General features: G+C 72.8%; 20 protein-coding genes. 14 read left to right on the plus strand and 6 right to left on the minus strand.

From position 1 onward, the window contains the following. Positions 1–91: 91 nt before the first annotated feature. Positions 92–2,143 (plus strand): hypothetical protein, encoded by a 2,052-nt coding sequence (locus tag WMF43_RS46355; RefSeq protein ID WP_437675114.1) that lies wholly within the window; start codon positions 92–94, stop codon positions 2,141–2,143. 45 nt (positions 2,144–2,188) lie between these two features. Here the strand turns inward: WMF43_RS46355 and WMF43_RS46360 are convergent, their stop codons facing one another. From WMF43_RS46360 to WMF43_RS46370, 3 genes are read right to left on the minus strand one after another with little or no spacing between them, the layout of a single operon-like run. After that, the gene (locus WMF43_RS46360) at positions 2,189–4,363 is read right to left on the minus strand and encodes a transglutaminase TgpA family protein (protein WP_437675116.1); all 2,175 of its coding nucleotides are present in this window, start codon (positions 4,361–4,363) and stop codon (positions 2,189–2,191) included. Continuing rightward, entirely contained in the window at positions 4,360–5,598 is a 1,239-nt protein-coding gene (locus tag WMF43_RS46365) for a DUF58 domain-containing protein (protein ID WP_437675118.1), read from the minus strand. Before WMF43_RS46365 ends, WMF43_RS46360 begins: the two co-directional genes overlap by 4 nt. Before the next feature lie 10 nt (positions 5,599–5,608). Continuing rightward, a complete protein-coding gene (locus WMF43_RS46370; protein WP_061622304.1) occupies positions 5,609–6,574 on the minus strand; it encodes an AAA family ATPase in 966 nt (321 codons plus the stop codon). 269 nt (positions 6,575–6,843) lie between these two features. Between WMF43_RS46370 and WMF43_RS46375 the strand changes: the two genes are divergently transcribed. The 7 genes from WMF43_RS46375 (at position 6,844) to WMF43_RS46405 (ending at position 14,010) form a co-directional block, all read left to right on the plus strand. Beyond that, complete coding sequence (locus WMF43_RS46375) at positions 6,844–8,001, plus strand: decaprenyl-phosphate phosphoribosyltransferase (RefSeq protein WP_437675120.1); 1,158 nt, start codon at positions 6,844–6,846, stop codon at positions 7,999–8,001. Between the two features lie 49 nt (positions 8,002–8,050). Further along, positions 8,051–8,791, plus strand: coding sequence for a CPBP family glutamic-type intramembrane protease (locus WMF43_RS46380; protein WP_437675122.1), 741 nt, complete (start codon positions 8,051–8,053; stop codon positions 8,789–8,791). A 69-nt stretch (positions 8,792–8,860) separates the two neighbouring features. Further along, positions 8,861–9,997 (plus strand): UTP--glucose-1-phosphate uridylyltransferase, encoded by a 1,137-nt coding sequence (locus WMF43_RS46385; RefSeq protein ID WP_437675124.1) that lies wholly within the window; start codon positions 8,861–8,863, stop codon positions 9,995–9,997. 187 nt (positions 9,998–10,184) lie between these two features. Next, positions 10,185–10,790 (plus strand): NUDIX hydrolase, encoded by a 606-nt coding sequence (locus tag WMF43_RS46390; protein WP_437675126.1) that lies wholly within the window; start codon positions 10,185–10,187, stop codon positions 10,788–10,790. Then, positions 10,790–11,731, plus strand: coding sequence for an NAD(+)/NADH kinase (locus WMF43_RS46395; RefSeq protein WP_437675128.1), 942 nt, complete (start codon positions 10,790–10,792; stop codon positions 11,729–11,731). Before WMF43_RS46390 ends, WMF43_RS46395 begins: the two co-directional genes overlap by 1 nt. 372 nt (positions 11,732–12,103) lie before the next feature. Continuing rightward, positions 12,104–12,439 (plus strand): HU family DNA-binding protein, encoded by a 336-nt coding sequence (locus WMF43_RS46400; RefSeq protein ID WP_437675130.1) that lies wholly within the window; start codon positions 12,104–12,106, stop codon positions 12,437–12,439. Positions 12,440–12,591: 152 nt separating this feature from the next. After that, positions 12,592–14,010, plus strand: a complete 1,419-nt coding sequence (locus WMF43_RS46405) for an ABC1 kinase family protein (RefSeq protein WP_437675132.1) — start codon at positions 12,592–12,594, stop codon at positions 14,008–14,010. A gap of 146 nt (positions 14,011–14,156) precedes the next feature. Here the strand turns inward: WMF43_RS46405 and WMF43_RS46410 are convergent, their stop codons facing one another. Next, a complete protein-coding gene (locus WMF43_RS46410) occupies positions 14,157–14,837 on the minus strand; it encodes a hypothetical protein (protein ID WP_437675134.1) in 681 nt (226 codons plus the stop codon). Positions 14,838–14,938: 101 nt separating this feature from the next. Here WMF43_RS46410 and WMF43_RS46415 point away from each other — a divergent pair, with 101 nt between their 5' ends. Then, a complete protein-coding gene (locus WMF43_RS46415) occupies positions 14,939–16,216 on the plus strand; it encodes a citrate synthase (protein WP_437684220.1) in 1,278 nt (425 codons plus the stop codon). Between the two features lie 38 nt (positions 16,217–16,254). Here WMF43_RS46415 and WMF43_RS46420 read toward each other — a convergent pair whose 3' ends face one another. Continuing rightward, positions 16,255–17,484, minus strand: a complete 1,230-nt coding sequence (locus WMF43_RS46420; RefSeq protein ID WP_437675135.1) for a protein kinase domain-containing protein — start codon at positions 17,482–17,484, stop codon at positions 16,255–16,257. Positions 17,485–17,975: 491 nt separating this feature from the next. Between WMF43_RS46420 and WMF43_RS46425 the strand changes: the two genes are divergently transcribed. The 4 genes from WMF43_RS46425 to ggt all read left to right on the plus strand — a co-directional run bounded on the left by WMF43_RS46425 (position 17,976) and on the right by ggt (position 23,350). Continuing rightward, entirely contained in the window at positions 17,976–19,052 is a 1,077-nt protein-coding gene (locus tag WMF43_RS46425) for a hypothetical protein (RefSeq protein WP_437675137.1), read from the plus strand. A 110-nt stretch (positions 19,053–19,162) separates the two neighbouring features. Beyond that, positions 19,163–20,212 carry a WD40/YVTN/BNR-like repeat-containing protein gene (locus WMF43_RS46430; protein ID WP_437675139.1) on the plus strand — a complete coding sequence of 350 codons (1,050 nt, stop codon included), beginning with the start codon at positions 19,163–19,165 and terminating at the stop codon, positions 20,210–20,212. A 620-nt stretch (positions 20,213–20,832) separates the two neighbouring features. Further along, positions 20,833–21,222 carry a hypothetical protein gene (locus tag WMF43_RS46435; protein ID WP_437675141.1) on the plus strand — a complete coding sequence of 130 codons (390 nt, stop codon included), beginning with the start codon at positions 20,833–20,835 and terminating at the stop codon, positions 21,220–21,222. A 184-nt stretch (positions 21,223–21,406) separates the two neighbouring features. Then, entirely contained in the window at positions 21,407–23,350 is a 1,944-nt protein-coding gene (ggt, locus tag WMF43_RS46440; protein ID WP_437675143.1) for a gamma-glutamyltransferase, read from the plus strand. A gap of 49 nt (positions 23,351–23,399) precedes the next feature. On the opposite strand, the gene WMF43_RS46445 is transcribed toward ggt, so the two are convergent. After that, complete coding sequence (locus WMF43_RS46445) at positions 23,400–23,954, minus strand: universal stress protein (protein WP_437675145.1); 555 nt, start codon at positions 23,952–23,954, stop codon at positions 23,400–23,402. Positions 23,955–24,097: 143 nt separating this feature from the next. Between WMF43_RS46445 and purB the strand changes: the two genes are divergently transcribed. Beyond that, complete coding sequence (gene purB, locus WMF43_RS46450) at positions 24,098–25,396, plus strand: adenylosuccinate lyase (RefSeq protein WP_437675146.1); 1,299 nt, start codon at positions 24,098–24,100, stop codon at positions 25,394–25,396. Positions 25,397–25,438: the final 42 nt, after the last annotated feature.

Raw genomic sequence — 25,438 nt, forward strand, 5'->3', positions numbered from 1 at the left:
TCGCGCCCTCGGCGACGTCCGCGCGCGGGGGCGCGGCCGGCCGCCGGGCGGGAACTTGGCCGTTCCGGGGCCGATCTGGCATGGCCGGCCGGTGAGCTCGGGAGAGGAACGCTGCTGGCTCGATCGGTCGCTCGCCCTGCTGTCGGCCGCGCTGCCCTTCGGGCTGTCGCTGGCCCGCGCCGCCTCGTCCGGGCAGTGGCGCGACGATCTCAGCGCGGTCCGGGACCTCGGCCTCGTCGCGGTCGGCGTGGGCGGCGGCCTGTCCACGCCGCTCGCGCAGGCGCTGAGCCTGATCCCGCTCGGCTCGCGCACCTTCCGCGCCGCCCTCGGGTCGGCGCTGGCGCTCGGGCTGGCGTCGCGCCTGCTCTACGCGATGGTCCGCCGGCTCCTGCTGGAATCCGCGCGCCCCTCGCCGCTCGCCGGGTCCTCATGGTGGCGGAGGCTCCGCCGCGCCGCGGAGCTCTTGTTCCCCGCCGCGGCCGCGTGGCTCCCCGCCGCGGCCGCCGCGCCGCGCGCGACCGAGGCCGCCGCGCCGCGCGCGACCGAGGCCGCCGCGCCGCCCGCCGCCTCCGGGGCCGCCCCGAGCGCGCCCGCCGCCGGGGTGAGCCCGCGGCTCGCCTCCGTGCTCTCGGCCATCGCCGTCCTCACGGCGGCGCTGTCGCCGACCTGGCAGCGGGAGGCGACCGTCGGCGGCGGCGCCATGCTCGCGACCTGCTGCGCGCTCGCGGCGCTCGCGCTCGCGTCGGCCTGCGCCGAGCACGCGCGGCACGCCGGCCGCGCCTGGATCGCGCTCGGCGCGGCCCTCGGGGTCACGTTCGCCGAGAGCCCGCCGGCCGGCCTCGCCGCGCTCGCCGCGTCGGGCGCGGTCCTCTACGCCGGCCGCGCGTCCGGCGGGCGCCAGGGCGGCGCCCCGGCCCCGGGCCCGCCCCGGCGCCTGCTCGCCGCCGCGGCCGGCGCCGGGGTGCTCGCCGCAGCGCTCCTGCTCGCGCCGCTCGTGCTCCGGCCGCTCGCGCCGCGCGCGTGGGCCGACATCGGCCGCGCGCTCACGGCCGGGAGCCTCGCCGCGCTCGACGTCGCGAGCGCGCGCACCACCGCGCTCGCCGCGTGGAGCCGCGAGATCGGCGTCGTCTCCCTGATCATCGCCGCCGCCGGCATGGCGATCGCGCTCCTGCGCCCCCGCGCGCGCTGGCTCGCCGCCCCGTTCCTCGTGCTGCTCGCGCTCGACACCCTCCTGCCCGCGCGGGCGGCCGGCGTGCTCTCCGCGGACCCGCTCACCCCGCTCCGCTCGCTCGCGGTCGCCGCGATCGCGGCCGGCTCGGCGCTCGGCGCGCACGCGGCGGTGCGGGCGCTGCTCGGCACCCGCGTGCCGTTCGCGCGCAGCGGCGCCGCGCTGCTCGTCGTCTTCCAGATGACGCTGGTCGCGCTGACCAGCGAGGAGGCCGGCTTCGCCGCCGACCGCAGCGAGCAGGCGGCCGCCGAGGTCTGGACGGACGAGGCGTACGGCAGCCTCGACCCCAGGTCCGCGATCCTCGTGCGGTCCCCGGCGATCGCGTGGCGCGTCTGGGCGGCGCGCATCACGCGCGGCGAGCGGCCCGACGTCCTCGTGATCCCGATCCCGCTGCTCGATCGCGGCCAGGTCGCGGCGAGCTTGCTCGAGGACGAGCGCAAGCTCGCGCCGCTCCTGCGCGACTTCGCGCTCGCCGGCGAGCCGGGCGAGTTCGCGCTGTCCACGCTGGCCGACGTCCGGCCGCTCCACGTCGAGATCGATCCGCGCTGGTCGAAGAAGCTGCTCGGCCACCTGAACGTCGCCGGCGTCTGGCTCGAGTACGCGCCGCAGCCGCTCGGCGCCTCGGATCGCAAGCTGGCGACCGCGCAGTCGATCGTGCCGCTGCGGCGCGTGCTGGAGGCGCTCTCGGCCGCGGCCGTGCCGGACACGTCGACGGCGGCGGTGCTCGCGTCCACGATGCGCGGCCAGTCGGACGTCGTCAGCCTGCTCGGCGAGCGCGTCGTGGCGCAGTCGTTCCTCGACCGGCTCGGCGAGCTCGCCCAGGAGGATCCGTTCGTCTCCGGCGGCCCGCGCCGCCGCGCGGTCGCCGGCATCCGCCAGGCGTTCATCGCGAGGCGCCCGGTGCGGCGCCGCTGAGGCGCCCGGCGCAGCGCCCTCCGCTGGCCGCCGCGCCGGCCGCGATCACGGCGACGCGTGCAGCCTCGACTCGGCCGGCGGCAGCGCCCGGAGATCGGCCGAGCGCAGCGCCTTGACCCGCCGCTCGAAGTCGCGGCTGTCGTCCTCCGTGAGCTTCGCCCCGCCGAAGCGGGCGCGCAGGTACACCTGCGTCAGCGTCAGGACCTCGCGCGCCAGCGGGTGATCCACGCGCCCGAGCGCCTCGGCGTGGCGCAGCGGCGGCGTGCTCGGCGGGCGCGGGATCCCCTGCGCGAGCATGGCGGCCTCCAGGCTCTCGTAGAGCGCGGTCGCCAGGATCGAGCTCGGGGTGCGCCCCGAGTCCGAACGGTCCTCCTCGCGCCCGCGGCGCCCGCGGCGGAAGCGCCAGTACAGGAGCCCGCCGCCCACCGCGAGCGCGACCCCGGCGACGGCGAGCAGCCGCCGCGTCGACAGCGCGGCCTCGCCGCTCGATCCCGTCCGCCGGTAGCGCGAGGTGAGCGTCTGGAACAGGCTCACCTGCTGGTTCAGATCGTAGCCGACGATGTGCCGATCCCAGCGCTGGCTCGTCGCCTCGATGAAGTCGCGGAGGTACGCCCAGACCCCGACGAGCTCGCTCTTCGGCGCCGCGTCCGCCGGCGGCGTCGGGTCGAACGTCACCCACCCCTCGCCGTCGAGGAAGACCTCGACCCACGAGTGCGCGTCGCCCTGGCGCACCGCATAGAAGCGGCCGAACCGGTTGTAGGTGCCGCCGATGAAGCCCGTCACGTTGCGCGTCGGCACGTCGACCGCGCGCAGCAGGATCGCCATCGCCGACGAGTAGAACTCGCAGTGCCCGCGCTTCGACTCGAACAGGAAGTGGTCGAGCGGCTGCGGGTCCTGCCCCGACGGGGACGCGAGATCGTACCGGTACTCCGTGCGCAGGCGCGCCTCGATCGCCCGCGCCCGCTCGACGGGGCGCTCCAGGCCCTGCGTCCACGCCATGGCGAGGTCGACGATGCGCGACGGCATGTCCTTCGGGAGCTCCAGGTAACGGCGCCGCTCGGCAGCCGCGAGGCGCTGGAACGTCGGCGCCCGCTTCCGCGACAGGAACACGTCGTAGACCAGCCCGCGGTCGTCCACCGGCTGGTACCTGAACTCCCCCTCGGGCCCGCGGTGCGCGATCGTGTTCGGGTCGACCCCGAGCTGCCCGCGGTGCTTGAACCGGAGCCCCGTCGCGTTCGGCGGGAGGAAGATCACGGGGGGGTCGATCGGCTCGAGGTCGATCCGCATCACCGGGTCGACCGCCGGATCCGGGTAACGCTCGATCGGCACGAGCCCCGCGTCGTTCTCCGCCGGGCGCTTGAAGCTCTCGCTCTGCGTCCAGGTGCGCCCGTCGTACGCGTCGAGCGCGGTGCCGCGCAGGTGCATGGTGAGGCGCATCGGCGGCGGCTCCGGCAGATCCGGGATCTCGACCCGCATCGCCAGCTTGGGGTCGCTGCGGAGCACGCCGACCGCGCCCAGGTCGACCTTGCCGGAGAAGCCGATCATCCGCCCGGTGTGGCCGCGGTTCAGGAGGAGCAGCGAGAGCCCGACGCGCGGGAAGATGACGAAGAGCAGCGCGGTGAAGACGAAGATCGGGATCGACAGGAGGCACGTGACCGCGAGGAACGAGCGCCCCACGACCCGGCGCGAGCGCAGGATGCGCGGCACGTCGACGGGCAGCCCCGTCCGGTCGCGCGCCCCCTGCCGGTAGTTGCCCTCCACCTCGCGGCGCAGGTGGCTGAGCACGAGCGCGCCCGGCGCCACGACGAGCACGCCGAGGAAACACAGCCCGTAGCCGAGCCCGCCGCCGAGCACCGTCCCGGCGATGAGGTGCAGGAGCGCCAGCACGATGACCTGCTGGTCGTGCGCCGCCCCCTTGCGCGTCGCGAGCCGGATGATCTGCAGCGCGGCCGCGAACTCCACGAGCACGTCGAGCACGCTCGCGTCGGTGACGACGATGCGGAACACCTGGGCGGCGATGACGAGCAGGAGGACGATCGTGTCGAGGTGGCGGAGCGCCGGGTGGCGCTGCCACGACTCGCGCACGACGAGCGCCAGCCCGAGGCCGATGAGGATGGCCCAGCTCACGTAGCGGTTGAACTGCCCGCTCGCGACGAGGGCGATGACGCCGAGCGCCGCGAGCGCGTCGGTCATCACCCGGTGCACCATGCCGAACCTCATGAAGCGGTCCTCGGCGAGCTCGCGCGGCGCTCGCCGCTCGTGGGTCCCGCGCTGGAGGCGGCCTTTCGCTGGGACGCCCGGGCGGCGCGCTCGGCCTTGATCTCCGGAATCCGGCTCTCGTCCACGGCCTCGAGCAGCGCCAGGAACCGGAGGATCCCGTCCGAGCCCATGGTGCGATCGCCGCGCACGCGCTCGCCCAGCGTCGTCGCGACGACCACGCCGTCGCCGCGCTTGATGTGGGCGACCGCGCGCGACGCCGCCTCGCGGATCCTCCGCTCGAACGCCTGCGCGAACCCGTCACCCTCCGCCGCCGGGCGCACGGTGTCGACCACGATCTGCACGTCGGGCCGCGTCTCCCGGGTCCGCTCGCGCAGGACCAGCTGGTCGCGCATCGTGCTCTTCCTCCAGTAGATGTCGCGCGGGTCGTCCCCCTCGCGCATCGGCCGGAGCCCGAATGTCTCGTCGCCGCCCCCGCGCCCGCTCAGGCTCGCCCCGCCCTCGCGCCGGCCCGCCTCCTCGACCGGCAGCCGGACCGGATCGACGGCCGGGTAGATGATGAGATCCCCCTCGGCCTCGACCTCGCGCGACTTCTCGAACAGCCCGAAGGGGAAGCGGGTCGCGATGCGGAAGCCGGTGTGCCGGTCGCGCCCGCGCTTCGCCGGCGTCCGCCGGTAGGCGGCCACCTGCGCGCTCGACGGGCTGATCTTCAGGAAGAAGCAGCGCTTGTCGGCCGGCTGACCGGCGCGCAGGTCCTCCACCTCGATCGCGTACGACGGCACGCGCTTCTTGTGGTTGTAGACCTCGATCTCGACGAGGTGCGCCCGCCCCACCTGGGCGCGGGCCGGGAGCCGCCGGGTGACGGTGAGGTGACGGAGCGACAGATCGCTCATCACACCGGAGACGACGATCAGCGACAGCAGCATCCCGAGCAGCAGGTAGAGCAGGTTGTTGCCCGTGTTGATCGCCGCGAAGCCGACGCCCAGGGTGATCCCGAGGTAGTACTTCCCCTCCCGGGTGAACTTGAGCTTCCGGGGCGGCCTGAGGGCGAGCAGGAGCCTCGTCCACCGCGACGCGTTCTCCCCGCGCGCCGGCAAGAGCGGGCGCTGCTCGACCGGGGGCCGCTCGCGCCTCGGCCGGCTCGTCCGGACCGAGCTGCGCAGCACCGGGTCGGAGCGCTCGGGGCTCCGGGCATGGGCAGGGAGCGATCCCCGCTCGCGATCCTCGGTGCTGCTCATCACCCACTCCTCAGAGCGGGACCGGCACCCGCGCCACGAGGTCGCGAACCGCCGCCTCACACTCGTCGCGGGTCGGCATGTAGCCCTCCGCGTGGGCCGATAGCCGGACGCGGTGCGCCAGCACGGCGACCGCGAGGTCGTGGATGTCGTCCGCGATACAGTACGAGCGCCCGTAGAGGACCGCGCGCCCCCGGGCCGCCCGCGCGAGGTTCATGCCGGCGCGCGGCGACGCGCCGAGCGAGAGGGTCGGGCTGGATCGCGTCGCCGCGAGCACCGCCTGCAGGTAGGTCGCGAGCGACGAGTCGAGCTCGACGCGGTCGACCTCGCGCTGCAGGGCGACGAGCTGGGCGGGATCGATGACCTGCGGCACGTTCCGCGCGCGATCGGGCTCGCCGCCCTGGAGGAGCAGCCGCATCTCCACCTGCGGCGGCGGGTAGCCGATCCGGATCCGCACCATGAACCGGTCGAGCTGCGACTCCGGCAGCGGGAAGGTCCCCGCGAAATCCTGCGGGTTCTGGGTCGCCAGCACGAAGAACGGCTCGGGCAGCGGCGTCGCCGTCCCCTCGATCGACACCTGGCCCTCGTTCATCGCCTCGAGCAGCGCCGACTGCGTGCGCGGGCTCGCCCGGTTGATCTCGTCGGCGAGCAGGACGTTCGCGAAGATCGGCCCCTGGCGGAAGACGAACTGCCCGATCCGCTGGTCGAACACGCTGACCCCGAGCACGTCGCTGGGCAGGAGATCGCTGGTGAACTGAACGCGGCGGAGCTCGCCCCCGACCGCCTTCGCCAGCGCCCGGGCCAGCGTCGTCTTGCCGACGCCGGGCACGTCCTCGATGAGGACGTGCCCCCGGGCGAGCAGGGCGATGAGCGCCAGCTCGACGGCCTCTGGCTTCCCTTCGAGGGCCTGCTCCACGGCAGAGCGAAGCTTCAAGAGCAGAGGCGAAGCTTCACGCGCGACCGAGAGCGCTGATGTCATCACGGGCGATGGTAGCACGAGGTTACGGCCCGCCTGCGGGGATGCGCATTTTGCGTTCCACGAGCCGATCTGGCCAGTGCGAACCCGGATTCGCGACGCGCTCCCGCCGACCCGCGGGCGCAGGTGCGCCGCGCCACCTTATGTCCCGGGGGTTCTGGGCCGGTCCTCGCCCGGCTCCGCCGCCCGGCCTCAGGCGACCGCGGTACGACCGCTGTTTTCCATGTCGCAGAATGGATCACCGCGGTGCGCCCAGGTATGCTCGGCCTGCTGTGACCGCCTCGGGGCCCCTTCCTCGCCACACTCCCACAGGTTTTCCTGACGGCGCACGTGACGACGCCGGCGCGCGTGACGACGCCGGCGCGCCCGAGGTTCCGGCGCCCGCTGGGCCGGACGGCTCGCTCGGCGCGGCCGCGGCGGGCAACCTCACCTCGTCGCCCCCGCGCGGCCCCGCGACGCAGAGCTCCCGCCCCCCGGAGAGTGATCCCCCGTCGGGCAGCCTGATCGCGCAGCCGCCGCTCCTGCCCGACTCGCCGCGGGGGACGCTGCTCTGGCGCGTGCGCGGGATGATCCGCGCGCTGCGGCCCCATCAGTGGGTGAAGAACCTCTTCGTGCTCGCCCCGGTGGTGTTCGCGAAGCACCTGACCCACCCGTCGATCATCAAGAGCGCGATCGGCGCGTTCGTGATCTTCTGCCTGCTCGCCGGCGCGGTCTATGTCCTGAATGACATCGTCGATGCGAAGGCCGACCGGGTGCACCCGGTCAAGCGGTACCGGCCGATCGCCTCGGGCCGCGTGCCGATCCCGGTCGCCAAGGCGATGGCGGTCGGCCTCGCGGTGATCGCGCTCGGCGCAAGCCTGCTCGGCCCGCCGCTCTTCGCGGCCGTCGCCGCCAGCTACTACGTCCTCAACGTCGCCTACTCGTTCCGGCTCAAGAAGATCGCGTACATCGACGTCGGCTGCATCGCGGTCTTCTTCGTGCTGCGCGTCCTCGCCGGCGGCTTCGCCACGAAGACGCCGCTCTCCGGCTTCATGATCGCGTGCACCGCCCTGCTCGCGCTCTTCCTCGGCTTCGGCAAGCGCCGCCACGAGCTCGCCTCGGTCAACGCCGCAAAGCAGCGCGCGGCGCTCGACGCCTATACGCCGGGCGCCCTGACGCTGGCGCTGGCCGCGACGGGCATCGCCACCATCGGCACCTACCTGGCGTACACGCTCGACCACGACACGCAGCGGTTCTTCCAGAACCCCTACCTCTGGCTCACGACGATCCACCCGCTCTTCGGGGTGATCCGGTTCCTCCAGCTGGTCGCCGGCCGCCCGAAGGCCGAGAGCCCCACCCAGGAGATCCTCAGGGACACCCCCTTCGTGCTGAACCTCGTCATGTGGTCGGCCGAGGTGCTGGTGATCGTGTACCGCCTGAGGCCGTCCTGATGGGCGGCGCCGGGCCGGACGCCGGATCGGACGTCGGATCGGATCGCTGATGGGCGGCGCCGGATCGGAGCTCGCCCGGCCGGGCCCGGCGCCCGCCGGCGACAAGCCCACCGCGAAGAGCGACGCGCTGACCGATCTGGCGCTGACGATGCCGATCTTCATCCTCTATCACCTCGGCGTCGCCTTCCTCCCGATCCGCAACGCGGCGGACCCGGTGACCGCCGAGCTCAGGGCGCTCGCCAAGCAGAGCCTCCCGCTCTACGCCGGCCTCACGTTCGCCGTCGGCGCCGTGTTCGTCCTCGTCCTCTCCCTCCTCGGCCGCGGCCACGCCCTCCAGACCCGGCGCTTCGCGCTGCTCGCCACCGAGGGGGCGCTCTACGCCATCCTGATGCGCTTCGCCGGCGCCTATGTGGTCGGCTCGCTCCGGCTCGGCCCCCCCGCGGCGTCGAACGACATCTTCACCGGCGTCGTGATGTCGCTCGGGGCCGGCTTCTACGAGGAGATCGCCTTCCGCGCCGGCCTCTACGGGCTGGGCGCGCTCGGGATCAAGGTCCTCTTCGGCCGGGGCCTCCAGGGCATCGTCCTGATGGCCGGCTGGGCGATCGCGGCCGCGGCCGTCTTCTCCGGCTGGCACTATGTCGGATCGATGGGGGATCCCTGGAACGCCCCGTCGTTCGTGTTCCGCCTGGTGTGCGGGCTCGTGCTCACGGGGATCTACGTCTTCCGCGGCTTCGCGCCGGCCGTCTGGACCCACGCGCTCTACGACGTCTGGGTCCTCGTGCTCCGCTGAGCCGGCCTGACGCGTGATTGCGCGGCGCGGCGTATTGCCGGGGCGTCCTGCCCGTGCTTTGGGACTCCGGTGTCCCTCGCACAGCAGATCTCCTCTCTCCCTGCTTCTCTTCTGAAGCGCCTGCACGACCGGGGCTTCGACGGGTCCCGCCTGGCGCAGTGGGCGGCGACGATCGGCGTGGAGCGCGACGCGCGCAACCGGCTGCCCGGCCGGGTCGAGCCGCCCACCCCGGGCGACATCGTGGCCGCCCCCGTCGAGGGCACGGCCGAGCACGAGCGTTACCGCGCGATCGGCCTCGAGGCGCTCGGGCGGGGCGAGGTGGCGCTCTGCGTGCTCGCGGGCGGGATGGCCACCCGGATGGGCGGCGTGGTCAAGGCGCTGGTCGAGGCGCTCCCCGGCCGGACCTTCCTCGACCTCCGGCTCGGCGAGAACGTGCACCTCGAGCGGCTGGCCGGCCGCCCGGGCGTGCACGTCCCCCTGTGGCTGATGACGAGCGAGGCCACCGAGCGCCCGATCCGCGACGCCCTCGGCGCGCGCCTCGACGGCGACCGCTGCGCCACCTTCGAGCAGAACGTCTCGCTGCGCCTGACCCCCGAGGGGGCGCTGTTCGTGGACGAGCAGGGCGAGCCGAGCGTGTACGCCACCGGCCACGGGGACCTGCCCGACGCGCTCCGCCGGAGCGGCCTGCTCGCCCGCTTCCTCGAGCGCGGCGGCAAGACGGTCTGGATCGCCAACCTCGACAACCTCGGCGCGAGCGTCGACCCGGCCATCCTCGGCTGGCACCTCGCCCACGGCGACCCCCTCACGGTCGAGGTCGTCGAGAAGGTCGGCAGCGATCGCGGCGGCGGCCCGGTGCGTTGGAACGGGAGGCGCATCATCACCGAGGAGTTCCGCCTGCCCCACGGCTTCGATCCGGCCACGGTCCCGGTGTTCAACACGAACACGTTCCTGGTCAGCGCCGCGGCGCTCGGCTCGCTCCAGATGGAGTGGACCTACGTCGAGGTCGAGAAGAAGATCGGCGACCGCAAGGCCATCCAGTTCGAGCGTCTCCTCGGCGAGATCACGGCGGCGCTCGAGCCCCGATTCCTGCGCGTGCCGCGCGATGGGGTCGCCTCGCGCTTCCTCCCGGTCAAGGATGTGCCGGAGCTCGAGCGGCGCCGCCCGGAGATCGAGGCGATCGCGAAGGCGCGCGGCATGCTCGGCTGAGGCCCTCCAGGCCGGGCCGCGCCACGGGCGCGTCACGGCGGCGCCGGGAGATCGTCACGCACCGCACCGCGTCCGGGCGGCGCGCATCGCGATCCGAGGTCGTTTGGCGCTATGCTGCGCGCCTCGACGCATGCCGCTACCTCCCTTCCCGAAGCTCGCGCTCAGGCTGGTCCAGACGATTCCATCGTTGGACCCTCCCGGTTTCCTCAACGTGCGGCGCCAGGTGTTCCGCGTCGAGTTCCCGGACGGATCGCTGAGCGACCCCTTCACGTACGACAGCGTCGATCGCGAGCGCCTCGACGCGGTCGTGATCGCGCCGCATTACCGCGGCGCCGACGGCCGCCGTCACGTGTACCTCCGCTCGGCGCTCCGGCCGCCCGCCGCGACCCGCTCGCCCGCGGTGTGCCCCGTCCCCGAGAAGCCCACGCTCGGCGCGCTCTGGGAGCTGCCCGCCGGGCTCGTCGAGGTCGACGAGCGCAGCGCCGAGGGCCTCCAGCGCTCGGCCGTGCGCGAGCTGCTCGAGGAGGTCGGCTTCGACGTGGACCCGTCCGCGCTCCGCGCGCTCGGCCCGCCGAGCTTCCCGGCGCCGGGCATGGTCGGCGAGCGCCACTTCTACTTCCACGTCGAGGTCGATCCCGCGCGCCAGGGGCAGCCCACGGAGGACGGCTCCCCGCTCGAGCGGCTCGCCGCCATCGCGGTCGTCCCGCTCGACGAGGCGATCGAGCTCACCCGGCGCGGCGAGATCGAGGACGCCAAGACGGAGGTGGCGCTCCGGCGCCTCGCGGAGCTCTGATGCCGGAACAACCCCCCGCGCCGCGGCGCCCGCCGCGCGTCGCGCTCGTCGTGAAGCGCTCGGCCTGGAGGATCTACCGCGAGGAGCGGAAGGACCCGCGGATCACGCACCTCATCGAGACCGGCGACGCCGCCGTCGCGCGCCTCAAGGCCTCGCACGACGCGCACGAGCAGACCGTGCGCGAGGTGAAGGCGGCGCTCGACGCCCTCGGCGCCAAGGTCGAGCTCCTCGTCGGCGCGGTGCAGTCCTTCGACGCGGACGGCCTCGATCTCGTGATCACGGTCGGGGGCGACGGGACGCTGCTCAGCGCGTCCCACCACGTCGGCGACGTCCCGATCCTCGGCATCAACAGCGCGCCCGGCCACTCCGTCGGCTTCTTCTGCGGCGCGACGAGCGGCGAGGCGGCCGAGGCGATCTCGAAGGCGCTGCGCGGCTCGCTCCGCAGCACCGTCCTCACCCGCATGCAGGTCACCGTGAACGACCGGCTCGCCACGGCGCGCGTCCTCAACGACGCGCTCTTCTGCCACGTCTCCCCCGCGGCCACGTCGCGCTACGTGATCCGGCTCGGCCGGGCCGAGGAGGAGCAGAAGTCGAGCGGCTTCTGGGTGGGCCCCGCGGCCGGCTCCACGGCCGCGCAGCGCTCGGCCGGCGGGCGCGTCCTGCCGCTCACCTCGAAGCGCCTCCAGCTCGTCGTCCGCGAGCCCTACACCCCGCACGGCGAGCAGTACCGCTTCCGCCACGCCCTGATCCAGCCGGGCGCCTCGCTCGTCGTGCGCAGCAAGACGCACGACGCGAGGCTCTTCTTCGACGGCCCGATCCACTCGGTGAGCGTCGGCTTCGGCGACGTCATGGAGTTCACGCAGGCCGCCCAGTCGCTCACGATCCTGGGCCTCTCCGCGAAGCGGAAGTGGGGCGCGGGCTCGGCCGCGAGCCGCGGCTAGCCCCGTTCGCCGGCATTCCGGCCAGCCCTGACCGCTTCCACGCCCGAGTGGCCCCGCCGTCAGCAGGCACCCGCACGCCCGGATCGCCTTCAACGGAAGGAGATCGGGCGATCTCTGACCCGAACAGCCACCCTCGGGCTGCCCTCGAGGCGGGCGCGCGCGGGCCGAAGAACGGTCGATTTCGGCCGATTTTCAGGCGATTTGGAGGCCCAAGGCGCAAGCCCCCGGCCGCCCTTCCGGCGCGAGGGCGCGCCCCCCGGGGCAGGAAACCCCTGTTTTTGTAGCTCCGATCGACGATTCGACACTGGATCTGCGGCGGCCGTTGTGTTTCCTTTGGCGCGCGAGAGGGCACAAACCTCCGGAGGAAAAGACATGGCGGCGAAGAAAACAGACGGGAAGAAGAGCACGTCGCTCAGCAAGAGCGCGCTGATCAACGCGGTGGTGGAGGCCAGCGAGAACGAGGTCTCGCGCAAGCAGGTCAAGGCGATCCTCGAGGCGCTGACGGACATCGCCTACAAGGAGCTCAAGAAGAACGGCATCTTCACGATGCCCGGCTTCGCGAAGTTCCGCGTCGTGAAGAAGCCGGCGACCAAGGCGCGCGAGGGCATCAACCCGTTCACGAAGCAGCCGATGACGTTCGCGGCGAAGCCGGCCAGCAAGTCGGTCCGCGCCCGCCCGATCAAGGCGATCAAGGACTCGCTCTCCTGAGCGGTCCTGGCCTGCGCTCGCGGCAGGGCTCCTGGGCGCGGCGAAGGCCGCCGGCGGACGGCCCCCCCTCCGGGTGAATTCCGCCCCGGAGGGCGAGCATGGCTGGCCCCGCGCGGCCCCTGCGGTAGCATGGTGCGGCCCTTTCGCCGCACATGACGCTCGCCGTCCGACTCATCCGCGCGCTCTTCGCGTTCTCGGTCATCCTGACGAGCTACCTCGTCCAGCTGGGGCTCGCCCGGGTGTTCGCGAGGCGCCTCGGCGGCGGCTCGTCGGGCGGTGAGCTGCCCGGCTGGCTCGCCGCGCGGCGGGCCCGCGTCGACCAGAACAACGCCCGGCGGCTCTTGCGCGCCATGCTCAAGCTGCGCGGCGTCTTCATCAAGCTCGGCCAGGTGCTGTCCATCATGGGCGGCTTCCTGCCGCGGGCGTACGGCAAGGAGCTGGAGCAGCTCCAGGACCAGGTCCCGCCGCACCCCTTCAGCGACCTCGAGGCCGCGCTGCGCGCGAGCTTCGGCCGATCGGCGGCCGAGCTGTTCTCCTCGATCGAGCGCGCGCCGCTCGCGGCCGCGTCGCTCGGGCAGGTCCACGTCGCGCGCCTGCGCGACGGCCGCAAGGTCGCGGTGAAGTTCCTCTACCCCGGCATCCGCGGGATCATCGCCGTCGACCTGCGCGTCCTGCGCCTCGCGATCCTCGTGTACAAGCGGTTCGTCCCGGTGGGCCGCATCGAGCGGGTGCACGAGTCGCTCGTCGATCTGCTCCGCCGCGAGACCGACTACCTGCACGAGGCCGCGTGCATGGAGCGGATGGCGCAGAACTTCGAGGGCGACGCGGGCATCGCGTTCCCGGAGGTGATCCACGAGCTCACGACGCGCGACGTGCTCACGATGACGTTCATGGAGGGCACGAAGATCACCCGCCTCGACGCGCTGAAGAGCGCGGGCGTCGAGCCCTCGGACGTGGCGCTCCGGCTCGTGCAGGCGTTCTACAAGATGCTCTTCGCGGATCGCTTCTTCCACGCCGATCCGCACCCGGGGAATTTCCTCGTCGCCCCGCGGAGCGCGGAGGAGGGCGGCGGCTTCCGCCTCGTCGTGCTCGACTTCGGCGCGATCTGCGAGGCCCGGGACGAGCTCATCGACGGGCTGCTCGACATCCTGAAGGGCATCTTCGCGCAGGACGACGCGGCGGTCGTGCGCGGCTTCCGGCGGATGGGCTTCGTCGCGCCCGGGGGCAACGACGTGCTCCTCGAGCGGACGGTGAAGAGCTATTTCGCGAAGCTCCTCAAGATCCGCGATCGCACGCCGGCCGCGCTGATGCGCGCCCGCCCCGAGCAGCTGGAGAAGCTCGCCGACCCCGAGCTGGAGCGCGGCGAGCTCCAGGAGCTGATGCGCTCGTTCGAGTACCCCGAGGACTGGTTCTACGTCGAGCGCGCCTGCGTGCTCCTCTTCTGGCTGGCCGCCCAGATCGACCCGAACCTCGACACCATGGCGGCCGGCTTTCCCTACCTGATGCCGCTGATGGCGCAGCGCGAGGCCGACGCCGCGTCGGGCCGCTCGAGCCCAGGGTCGCGCCGTTAGGCGCTCCGCCGGGCGCGCGGTTCACGTGGTGCGGGCTTTGTTTCCTCGGGGTTTCCTCGGGGTTTCGCCCCGAACCCCGGTGTCCGCTTCGCGGCCGCGCTCGTTACGCGCGTCATCAATCCCTGGCGGGATTTCCGACATGCGAGCTAGCGCGGCAGGGAGGGCGGGGCGGGGCTGAAGCGGGGTCCAGGGCGAGCGAGGCCGAGCCGCGCGAGGAACGGCGCGTAGCTCGCGTCGCGATCCGCCATGACTTCGGCCAGCCTGGCCTTGACCGCGGCGATCCCGGCCCCTTGAAGGCGCCGGTAGTTGTCCTCGGCCGGATCGGCGGCGGGCTGGATCCCCGCCCCGGCGAGGACCGTGCCCGTATGGTTCAACCCCTCTGGAATCGTCTGGATGAACGGGTCTGGCGCGTGCCGGAGGAGCCCCACGAGCCGGTGCGAGCTCGTCTCGTCTCCCGCCATCTCGGGGTGGAACGCGGCCAGGACCGGCGCGGGACGGAGGCGCCGCCGCAGCGCCTCGCCGAGGCGCGACGCGAACCGCTCGAACGGGGACGACGGAGCATGGATGCACGGGAAAACCAGGTGCACCACGGCGGAGTCGGCCTCCTCGACCGCCGCGAGCGCCGTCTCCAGGACGGGCTCGCGGTCGAGCAGGACATAAAAGCGTCCGAAACCGGTTGCGGCGTCGCGCATGAACGGGCAGAGCCGGTAGCGAGCGACGACCTCGTCTGCGTACCGTCCGTGGACCCGCCTCACCTCGGCCGCGAACCGCGGCGCCTCCGGGTGGTGGGCCAGCTCCCCTCGCACGACCGGCTCGCTCAATCCCATCACCTCGTTTCTCTTGGGGAAGCAATCTTCCCCCACCTCGTGATAGCTTACGCCGCGCTGCGGCGGAAGGAGGAGGCGTGCAGGAGACCGCGAAACTAACGCTGAACAAGAATGGTGTGGAGCAGACGATCGAACTCCCTGTGATCACGGGGACCGAGGGGGAGAAGGCGATCGACGTCGCGTCCCTTCGCTCGAAGACCGGGTACGTCTGCATCGACCCGGCGTTCGTCAACACGGCCTCCACCACGAGCGCCATCACGTTCCTCGATGGGGAGACGGGCGTGCTCCGCTACCGCGGCATCCCGATCGAGCAGCTCGGCGAGAAGTCGACCTTCGTGGAGACCTCGTACCTCCTGATCTACGGCAAGCTGCCGAACAAGACCGAGCTGTCCCGGTTCTCCACGCTGCTCACCCGGCACTCGCTCATCCACGAGGACATGAAGCGCTTCTTCGACGGCTACCCGTCGACGGCGCACCCGATGGCGATCCTCTCCGCGATGGTGCTCTCCCTGTCGAGCTACTACCCGGAGGCGATGGACGTGAAGAACACCGATCTTCTCGACATCACCATCGCGAGGCTGCTCTCGAAGGTGCGCACGATCGCCGCGTTCTCGTACAAGAAGTCGATCGGCCAGCCGTTCGTCTACCCGCACAACTCGCTCTCGTACTGCGCGAACTTCCTGAACATGATGTTCTCGGTCCCGGCGGAGCCGTACGAGATCGACGAGGACATCGTGAAGGTCCTGAACCTGCTCCTGATCCTGCACGCCGATCACGAGCAGAACTGCTCGACCTCGACGGTGCGCCTCGTCGGCAGCTCGAAGGCGAACCTCTTCGCCTCGATCGCCGCGGGCATCTGCGCGCTGTGGGGCCCGCTCCACGGCGGCGCCAACCAGGAGGTCGTGACGATGCTCGAGGCGATCCGCGCGGACGGCGGCGACGTCTCGAAGTTCGTCAAGCTCGCGAAGGACAAGACCTCGGGCTTCCGCCTGATGGGCTTCGGCCACCGCGTCTACAAGAACTACGACCCGCGCGCGCGCCTCATCAAGGCGGCCGCCGACAAGATCCTGGCGAAGCTCGGCATCAAGGACCCGCTGCTCGACATCGCGCAGCGGCTCGAGGAGACGGCGCTCAAGGATCCCTACTTCGTCGAGCGGAAGCTCTACCCGAACGTCGACTTCTACAGCGGCATCATCTACCGCGCGCTCGGCTTCCCCACGAACATGTTCACCGTCATGTTCGCCCTCGGCCGCCTCCCGGGCTGGATCGCCCACTGGAAGGAGATGAACGAGGATCCGACCGGCAAGATCGGGCGCCCGCGCCAGATCTACACGGGCTCGAACGCGGTCGACTACACGCCGCTCGACGAGCGCGCCTGAGCGCGGCGGGGCCGCGACGGCCCCGCCCCCAGCCCCCTTCAGCAGCTCACGAGCAAGAGGACGACGACCGCGACGAGCACGCCGGTGGCGAGCGAGGCGCCGCCGACGAGCAGGAGCAGCTTGCCCGTCGACAGCTGCGTCAGCGACGCGCCCACCTGGGCGACGCCGCCGGCCCGGGGAGGCGACGTCATGCTGTCGTCGCGCAGCGTGCGCTCCGGCCGGCTCATCGGCGCGCCCGTGACCGCCATGGGCTCCGGCACGGTCGGCTGGGGACGTGCGCTCGGCGACACGGCGGCCGGCGGCGGAGGCGTTTGCGGCGGCGCCGGCGGAGGCAGCGGCTGGCCGGCGTGGATGCGCCCCTCGAGCACGGCCTGCGCGTAGGGCGGCGGCTGGCCCATGCGCACCGCGCGGACGTCCGCGCGCATCGTCTCCGCGCTCGGGTAGCGGTGGAACTTGATGAAGGCGAGCGACCGATCGACCACGGCCGCGACCGCGGGCGAGATGCCCGGCGCCACCGAGGCGAGCGGCGGCGCCGGCTCGGTCGCGGCGGCGATGACCTCCATCGCCTCGGTGACGTCGCCGTGCACCTGCCGGCCGGAGAGCAGCCGGAACATCGTCGCGCCGAGCCCGAACAGATCCGTGCGTCCGTCGATGTCGTGGATGAGCCCCGTCGCCTGCTCCGGCGCCATGTACGTCGCCGTGCCCATGATCATGCCGGTCTTCGTCGCCGTCTTCTCGGGCAGGCCGGTGAGCCCGTCGACGACGCGCGCGATGCCGAAGTCGAGCATGCGCACGCGCCCGTCGACGCCGAGGTGGATGTTCTCGGGCTTGAGATCGCGGTGCACCACGCCGCGCGCGTGCGCGATCGCGAGCGTCTCGAGCACCTGGTCCGCGAGCGCGAGCACCTCGCCGGGCGGCATCGTCCCGGTGCGCGCCATCCGGTCGAAGAGCGTCTCGCCCTGGAGCACCTCCATCACGAGGTATGCGAGCCCCTCGGGCGTCTCGCCGGAGCCGAGCACACGCACGACGCCGGGCACCGCGTCCGCCCCGCCGAACGTGTTCCCGATGAACCCCTCGCGCAGGAAGCGCTTGCGCACCTCCGAGATCGCGTTGAGCTCCGGGTGCAGCACCTTCAGCGCGGCCTGCGATCCGTCCGCGGCACGGCCGAGCAGCACGCTCCCCATGCCGCCCGTCCCGAGCACGCGCTCGATCCGCCACGTGCCAGCGAACGTCTTGCCGACCCAGTGCTGCGCGTCGTCGTCGTACACGGAAGGCGCCCTTGTTCGACCCGCCGCGGCGAGGAGGGGAGGACCTCAGCGGCAAGAGCACTGGTAGGCCGCACCGCGGCAGGCGCGCAAGTTAATTGATGGAGGTCGTCCCGAAGCGAGGATCGTCGTCGAGCCGCTCCGCCGCCGCCTTCAGCCCGGAGGCGACGCCGCGGAACGCCTCCGCCGACATGCGCACCGTCACGCCGGGGCCAAGCAGGGTGACGTGGACGGTGCCGCAGCCGCACCGGGTGACGCGCGTCGCGTCATTCGAAGCAAGCTCAGTGTGTGGACCGCATTTTTTTGACGACGCCATTGGTACCTCTCCCACATCTTAGCAGCATCTGCTCCCGTTCCGCCACGACACCTACAGCCACGACGAATCCCTGCCTTTCTCCTGACGCGATGGTCGTGGGATCGCTGTACGGTGTATATCTCCATCATTGCTGCTGCGCCTGGAGGGATTCATGGACGCTCGAGCGAGGACGCTGGGTTTGCTTTCGGTTGTGCTGGGGGTCGTCGCCTGCGTGGACGAAAGGACGAACCCCTTGGAAGGGCCCGACGTCGACCTGTCCCTGCTCGATCCGCCGCCGGTCGGCCAGGGCTTCCAGATGCAGACCGAGGAGATCGAGGTCCCGCCGGGGGTCGAGCAGCAGGACTGCTACTTCTTCAAGGTCCGCGAGCTCGCCGAGGCGAGCGGGATGGACCCGAACGAGCCCGTGAACCTCCACCGCGTGCAGATCGCCCAGCGCGACGGCTCGCACCACATGAACATCTTCCGCGTGAAGACGGTCAAGGGGCTGGGGCCCGAGGGTGGGCTCATCCAGAAGAACCAGAACGGCGTGGGCGAGTGCTTCAAGAGCCCGAACTGGTCGGACTGGCCGCTCATCGCCAACTCCCAGCAGGACGGCCAGCAAGACTGGGAGTTCCCCGACGGCGTCGCGAACGTCCTCCAGCCCGACGAGTGGCTCATGCTGCAGACGCACTACGTGAACGCCGCGTCGCAGAAGACCCCCACGGCGGTCGGGCGCGTGAGGGTGAACTTCTGGTCCCTGCCGAAGGACCAGGTGAAGGCCGAGATGGGCACCGTCTTCGCGACCAAGCAGTCGATCCGCGTCTGCCAGTCGAACCCGCGGCCCACGTTCGGGGGCTCGTGCCAGATCAACAGCCCCTCTCCGGTGAGGGTCATCGGCGCGAACGGCCATTTCCACAGCCGGGGCACGCGCTTCGACATGTACACGTGGGACGGCCGGACGGCCGGCACGCCCGCGGAGGACGCGCGCTTCTACACCTCGGAGAGCTGGGACGACCCGCCGATGCTCACCTCGCCCCAGCTCGACCTCGAGCTCCCGCAGGGCGGCGGCGTCTGGTACGACTGCACCTACGAGTGGTCGCCGCCGGACCCCTCGGTCGGCTGCAGCGGCCTCGATCAGTACGACGTGACGAAGAACAACACGAAGGAAGAGCTGCTCGACTGCTGCTACACGTTCGGGCCGATCGTCGAGAAGAACGAGCACTGCAACATCTTCGTTTATTACTATCCGAAGCAAGACGACGTGTTCTGCAACTGAGCCTCACCTCGCCTCACCTCAACTCGCGAGCCGCGCGCCGCGCGCCGCGCCGCGCGGCTCGCCCGGCGCGCGCGCTCCGATACCGGATCTCACCAGACAGGCCTCCTATCATGCATCGCTCCCTCCGCTCCGCGGCCGCCCTGGCGCTCGGCGCCCTCGCCCTCACCGGCTGCCCCGAGGAGGAGGAGCCGGGCCCGCCGCCCGCGTGGCGCGTGCTGCTCGACGAGGGGGACCTCGACCGCGCGGTCCTGTCGATCTGGGGCTCTTCGCCTGACGACGTGTTCGCCGTGGGCGGGCCGCTCGGCAATGCAGGGCTCGAGTCGCTCGTGCTGCATTATGACGGCGCGGCGTGGCGCGAGCTCCCGGCGGGCGGGGAAGAGACCTTCTGGTGGGTGGCGGGCTCCGGCCCGAAGGACGTCTGGATGGTCGGCGAGCGCGGCCGCGCGGTCCGCTGGGACGGCGCGGCGTTCACCCAGTACGACGCGCAAGGCACCGGGACGACGGCGACGCTCTGGGGCGCGATCGCGTTCGCCCCCGACGACGCCTGGGCCGTCGGCGGCATGCCCGGCGGCGCCGAGGGCGCGCCCAAGGATATCGTCCTCCGCTGGGACGGCAGCGCGTGGTCGAGGGTGCCCCTGCCCGAGCCGACCGGCAGCGCGCTCTACAAGGTGTGGGGGAGCTCGTCCGAGGATCTCTATGTCGTCGGCGAGTACGGCGTGATCTGGCACCGCGCGGGCACGACCTGGGAGCTGGAGGCCGATCCGCCGCTCGCGCAGGGCACCCTGTTCACCGCCGCCGGCTGCGGCGCCGGCGAGGTGTACGCGGTCGGCGGGCGGGACGTGCTGCGCTCGGACGGCAGCGCGTGGCGCCGGGTCGAGGTGGAGCTCACGAACGACGTGAACGGCGTCGCCTGCGGCCGCCCGGGCGAGGTCGCGATCGTCGGGTATGGAGGCCTGAAGCAGCGCCTCGTCGACGGGGCCTGGATCGACGAGTTCACCGAGGAGCCGTACGCCGACCTCCACGCCGTCTGGTCGGACGGCGAAGGGGCCTTCTGGGCCGTCGGCGGCGACTTCCTCAGCGGGCCGTCGCCCGGCAGGGCGCGCAAGGGCGTGGTGGCGCGTTACGGACGCGGGCAGATCGCCGACACTGTGAGCCGCTGAGCGCCGGCGCGCAGATCCGCTCCTGTTCACGGACATACGCGCAGTGTGGCAGTCTGCATCACGAGACCGTGAACTCGTCGCTACGCCTGCGCTGCACGGGCGCGCCGGCAGAGAAATTTCGCGAGCAATGACTCAAAGTCTGGCGTTGGTCGTCCGATTGCAATACCCGGTGGAACCACACGCGGAACCCGCGCACTAAATTGAGGAGAATCGGCATGCGACGGACCATCGCTCAGCTTTTTGTAAGCGCTTTTACTTTTGCTGTTCCCCTGCTTATCGCTTCTTCCGCATCAGCCCAGGCCAATCCATGCGGAAATCTCCAGCTCGCGGCGGCCGGAAAGTGTGAGATTCGCACGGAGGGCGGCTGCCAAGGCTACTGCGAGCCAGTCCAGTTCACGGCGGAGTGCTCCGGGCGGTGCAATGGCACCGCGCAGGCCTCGTGCACGGGCAGCTGCGAAGCGGATTGCCAGGCGAATTGCACCGGCACCGCGGGGAGCCTGGACTGCGAAGGGAGCTGCACGGCGAGCTGCAAGGGGAAGTGCAGCGCCAACTGCTCGGCGCAGGGGGCGCAGGGGGAGTGCGAAGCGGCGTGCGCTGCGAACTGTGAGGGCGAGTGCAGCGTGAGCTGCGAGGCGACCCCGCCGAGCGCCTCGTGCGACGCGAAGTGCGAGGCGAGCTGCGAGGGGCAGTGCAACGTCGAGGCGAACATCGACTGCAACGCCGAGTGCACGGCCGACCTCAGGGGCGGGTGTGAGGTGCAGTGCTCCACGCCGGACGGCGCGCTGTTCTGCAACGGGCAGTACGTCGATGTCGCCGAGAGCGTGGAGGCGTGCAAGGACTGGCTGCTCACGCAAGGCGTCGACGTCGAGTTCCACGCCGAGGCCGAGGCCGAGGCCAGCGTCTCCTGCGCCGCCGCGCCGGGGTCCCGCGCGCCGCTCACGGGCACCGGCATCGCGGCGCTCGCCATGGGCGTGGGCGTGGCCGCCGCGCGCCGCCGCAAGCGGTCCTGAGCGGACCGCAAGGCTGCTGACGGGGTAGGCGCGCCCGCGAAGGCTCAGCGCCCGCTCCGAGCCGCGCGCCGCGCCGCTCGTCCGGCGCGCGCGCCCTCGGAGCCCGAACCGACAACCCAGGCCGGGTCGCGCTGCGCGGCCCGGCCTGGCTTTCTCCGGGCCTGGTGTAGATTCGCGCACGCCGATGATCCTGCTCCCCGTCCCGAGGCCGCGCTGGGCGCTCGCCCTCGCGCTGCTCGCCGGCTGCGAGGTGCGCCCGCCGCCGGCGCTCGTCGAAGGCGCGGCGGCGCCGCCCGCGACCGCCGGCGCGCCGGCCCTCACCCGCGCCGCCGCCGCGCCGCCGCCCGCGGCCGTCGAGAGCGCCGCGGCGCCGCCGGCGCCCGCGCCCCCGCCCCCGCCCGATCCGCCGATCGCGCTCGCCCCCGGGGGCGCGCGGGCCGTGCGCGGCGACGCGGGGCTCGTGACCTCGGTCGAGGCGCACGCGACGCGCGCGGGGGCCGACGTGCTGCGGAGCGGCGGCAACGCGGTCGACGCCGCGGTCGCCGTCGCGTTCGCGCTGGCGGTGACACACCCGAGCGCGGGCAACATCGGCGGCGGCGGCTTCATGATCGTCCGCCTCGCGAGCGGCGAGACGCACGCCATCGACTTCCGCGAGGCCGCGCCCGCGTCGGTGACCACCGAGGCCGTCCTGGCCATGGTGCGCGCCGGCGGGTACGGCTACACGTCCGCCGGCGTCCCCGGCTCGGTCGCGGGCCTCGCCCTCGCGCACGAGCGGTTCGGCTCGAAGCCGCTCGCCGAGCTGCTCGCCCCCGCGATCGCGCTGGCCCGCAAGGGGCACCGCCTCGGCGCGCGGCAGGCGCTGACGCTGCGCTGGGCGTGGCCCAGGCTGCGGGGCGACCGGGCCGCGAGCGCGATCTGGGGGCGCGGCAAGGCGCCGCTCGCCCAGGGCGACCTCGTGCGCCAGCTCGACCTCGCCCGCACCCTGGAGGCGATCGCCGCCGAGGGGCCGCGCGGGTTCTACGAGGGGCCGATCGCCAGGAAGATCGCCGCCGCGATGCGCGAGCGCGGCGGCCACATCGCCGAGAGCGACCTCGGCGCCTACCAGGCGAAGCTGCGCGCGCCGCTCCGGTTCTCGTACCGCGGCTTCACCGTCGACACGATGCCGCCCCCGTCGATGGGCGGCGTCGCGTTCGCCGAGATCATGCTCACGCTGGAGCGGCTGAAGGCGCACGAGGCGCCCGCCGGCTCCGGGCTCTCGCTGCACCTGTTCGTCGAGGCGGCGAAGCGCGCGTACGCCGACCGGCGCAAGGTGAGCGCCGACCCGGATTTCACCGCGCCCGGCACGACGCGTATGCTCGCGATGCTGCTCGACGGGGGCTACCTGATGGGCCGCAGGCCGCCGGTCGATCCGGAGCGCGCGACGCCGGCGGGCGACATCGCGCCCATCCAGGACGCGATCGCGCTGGAGTCGCCGCAGACGACGCACTTCTCCGTGATCGACGCGCAGGGCAACGCGGTCTCGTGCACGACCACCCAGTCGGCGAGCTTCGGCGCGAAGATCGTGATCCCCGGCACGGGGATCCTGCTCGGCAACGCGCTGGGTGCGTTCTCGGAGACGGGCATCAACGCGGTCGCGCCGGGCAAGCGCATGGCGAGCTCGATGGCGCCGACGGTCGTGAGCCGGGACGGCAAGGTCGCGCTCCTCCTCGGCTCGCCCGGCGGCGACACGATCCCGAACACCGTCGCCCAGGTGTTCCGCAACCTGGTCGACCACGGGATGACCATCGACGAGGCGGTCCGCCACCCGCGCATCCACCACCAGTGGCTGCCGGACCGCGTGCGCGTCGAGCAGCTGAACCCGCCGCCGAAGGCCGCGCTCGACGACCTCGTCCGGCGGGGGCACGTCGTCGCCATGGATCCCATGCCGATCGGCGACGCGAACAACGTCCTCGTCGACGGGGACGGCGTCGCCTGGGGTTACGCGGACACGCGCGAAGGGGGCACGGCGGAGGGCGTCGGCGCGGCCGGCAAGCTGGGCCCGGCGGCGCAGGCCGGCGTGCCGCCCGCGGCGAGCGCGCCGAGCCCACCGAGCGCGCCGAGCCCGCCGGGCCCCTCCAGCCCGCCGTGAGCCGCCGGCCGGCCGCCGGCGCGCCCTCGGGGCGCGCCCGCAGCCGGCGTCACCGCAGCCGCGGGTCGTACTCGCTCGCCTCTGCGTCGTCGTCCTCCTTGGGGCGCACGACCACGACCGGGCAGGGCGCGCTGCGCGCGATCCGGTCGGCGGTCGAGCCGCCGAAGAGCCGCTGCAGCGGCGACTGCGGGTGCGTGGCCACCACGATGAGATCCGCGCTGAGCTCGCGGGCGAGCGCGACGATGGCCCGGTGGGGCTGGCCCGTCCGGAAGTGCATCGCCATGAGCCGCGGCTGGCCGTCCGCGCACCGGTGCTGGAGCACCCGGAGCGCGGGCGGCGAGGAGGCGCCCGGCGTCGTCACGTCGCGCACCGCGGGGGCGACCTGCCGCGGGCCGACGACCACGGCGTGGATCTCCGTCTCGCCCCGGAGCGCCGCCAGGTCGAAGGCGAAGCGCCACGCGCGCCCGCCCGGCTCGGACAGGTCCATCGCGACCACCACAATGTAGGGCTTCAGCCGTCGGCCGCTGCGCGTGCTCGAGCTGGGCGGCTCGTCCGCGGGCCTTCCCTGGTCGGCGCGCGCCTCCGCCGGCGCCTCGGTCAACATCGCGCAAACCTTCGCAACGCGCCGCTCCACCGCAAGCGGCGCCGGTCGCGCCGCGGGCGAGGGGGCCGCGGGCGAGCGGCCCGAGGGCGCCCGGCGCCACTCCCTCCTTGACGCACCCTCCAGACCTTCGCAGCGTCCCGCCCATGATCCCCCGCTATACCCCGTCCGATTTCGAAGAGCTCTGGTCGCCCGCCACCCGATTCTCGACCTGGCTCGAGGTGGAGCTCGCCGCCTGCGAGGCGATGGAGGCCGAGGGGCTCGTGCCCGAAGGCATCGCGAAGGGGATCCGGGCGAAGAAGATCGCGCTCGACGCCGATCGGATCGAGGCGATCGAGCGCACGGTCAAGCACGACGTCATCGCGTTCCTGACCCACGTCGAGGAGCTCGCGGGCGAGGGCGCGCGCTGGCTGCACCGGGGGATGACCTCGAGCGACGTGCTCGACACGAGCCTCGCGCTGCTGCTCGTCCGCGCGGCGGACCTGCTCACGAAGCGGCTCGACGGGCTCATCGACGCGCTCGCGCGGCGCGCGGACGAGCACCGGCGCACGCCGATGATCGGCAGGAGCCACGGCATCGCCGCCGAGCCGGTCACGTTCGGCCTGGCGCTCGCGGGCCACCTCGCCGAGATGAAGCGCGGCCGCGCCCGCCTCGCCGCCGCCCGCGAGGCGGTCGCGGTCGGGAAGGTCGCCGGCGCGGTCGGCACGTACGCGCACCTGTCGCCGCGCATCGAGGAGCGCGCGCTCGCCGCGCTCGGCCTGCGGCCCGAGACGGTCTCGACGCAGATCGTGGCGCGCGACCGCCACGCCGAGTTCTTCGCGGCGCTCTCGCTCATCGCGGCCGGCATCGAGCGGCTCGCGACCAACGTGCGGCACTGGCAGCGGACCGAGGTCCGCGAGGCGGAGGAGCGCTTCTCCGTGGGCCAGAAGGGCTCGAGCGCGATGCCGCACAAGCGCAACCCCATCCTCAGCGAGAACCTGTGCGGCCTCGCGCGCGTCGTGCGCGCGGCCGTGATCCCGGCGCTCGAGAACGTGCCGCTCTGGCACGAGCGCGACATCTCGCACTCCTCGGTCGAGCGGATGATCGCGCCCGACGCGACCGCGACGCTCGGGTTCATGCTCGACCGCGCCGCGGGGCTCGTCGACGGGCTGGTCGTCTACCCCGAGAAGATGCGCGAGAACCTCGACCGCACGGGCGAGCTCTTCTTCAGCGAGGCGGTGCTGCTGTCGCTCGTCCAGAAGGGCAAGCCCCGGCAGGCCGCCTACGAGATGGTGCAGCGTTGCGCGATGCGCGCCATCGCCGGCGAGGGGCGCTTCCGCGACAACCTCGCCGCGGACGCCGACGTCGCGGCGCTGCTCGCCCCGGACGAGATCGCGCGCTGCTTCGATCTCGACCACGCCCTGTCCCACGTGGACACGATCATCGATCGCGCGCTCCGCGCGTGACGCCGGGCCTGCGCCTGCGCCGTTGACCTGCACAGGCCGGTT

The organism is Sorangium sp. So ce131 (assembly GCF_051519095.1).
Lineage (GTDB): Bacteria > Myxococcota_A > Polyangia > Polyangiales > Polyangiaceae > Sorangium.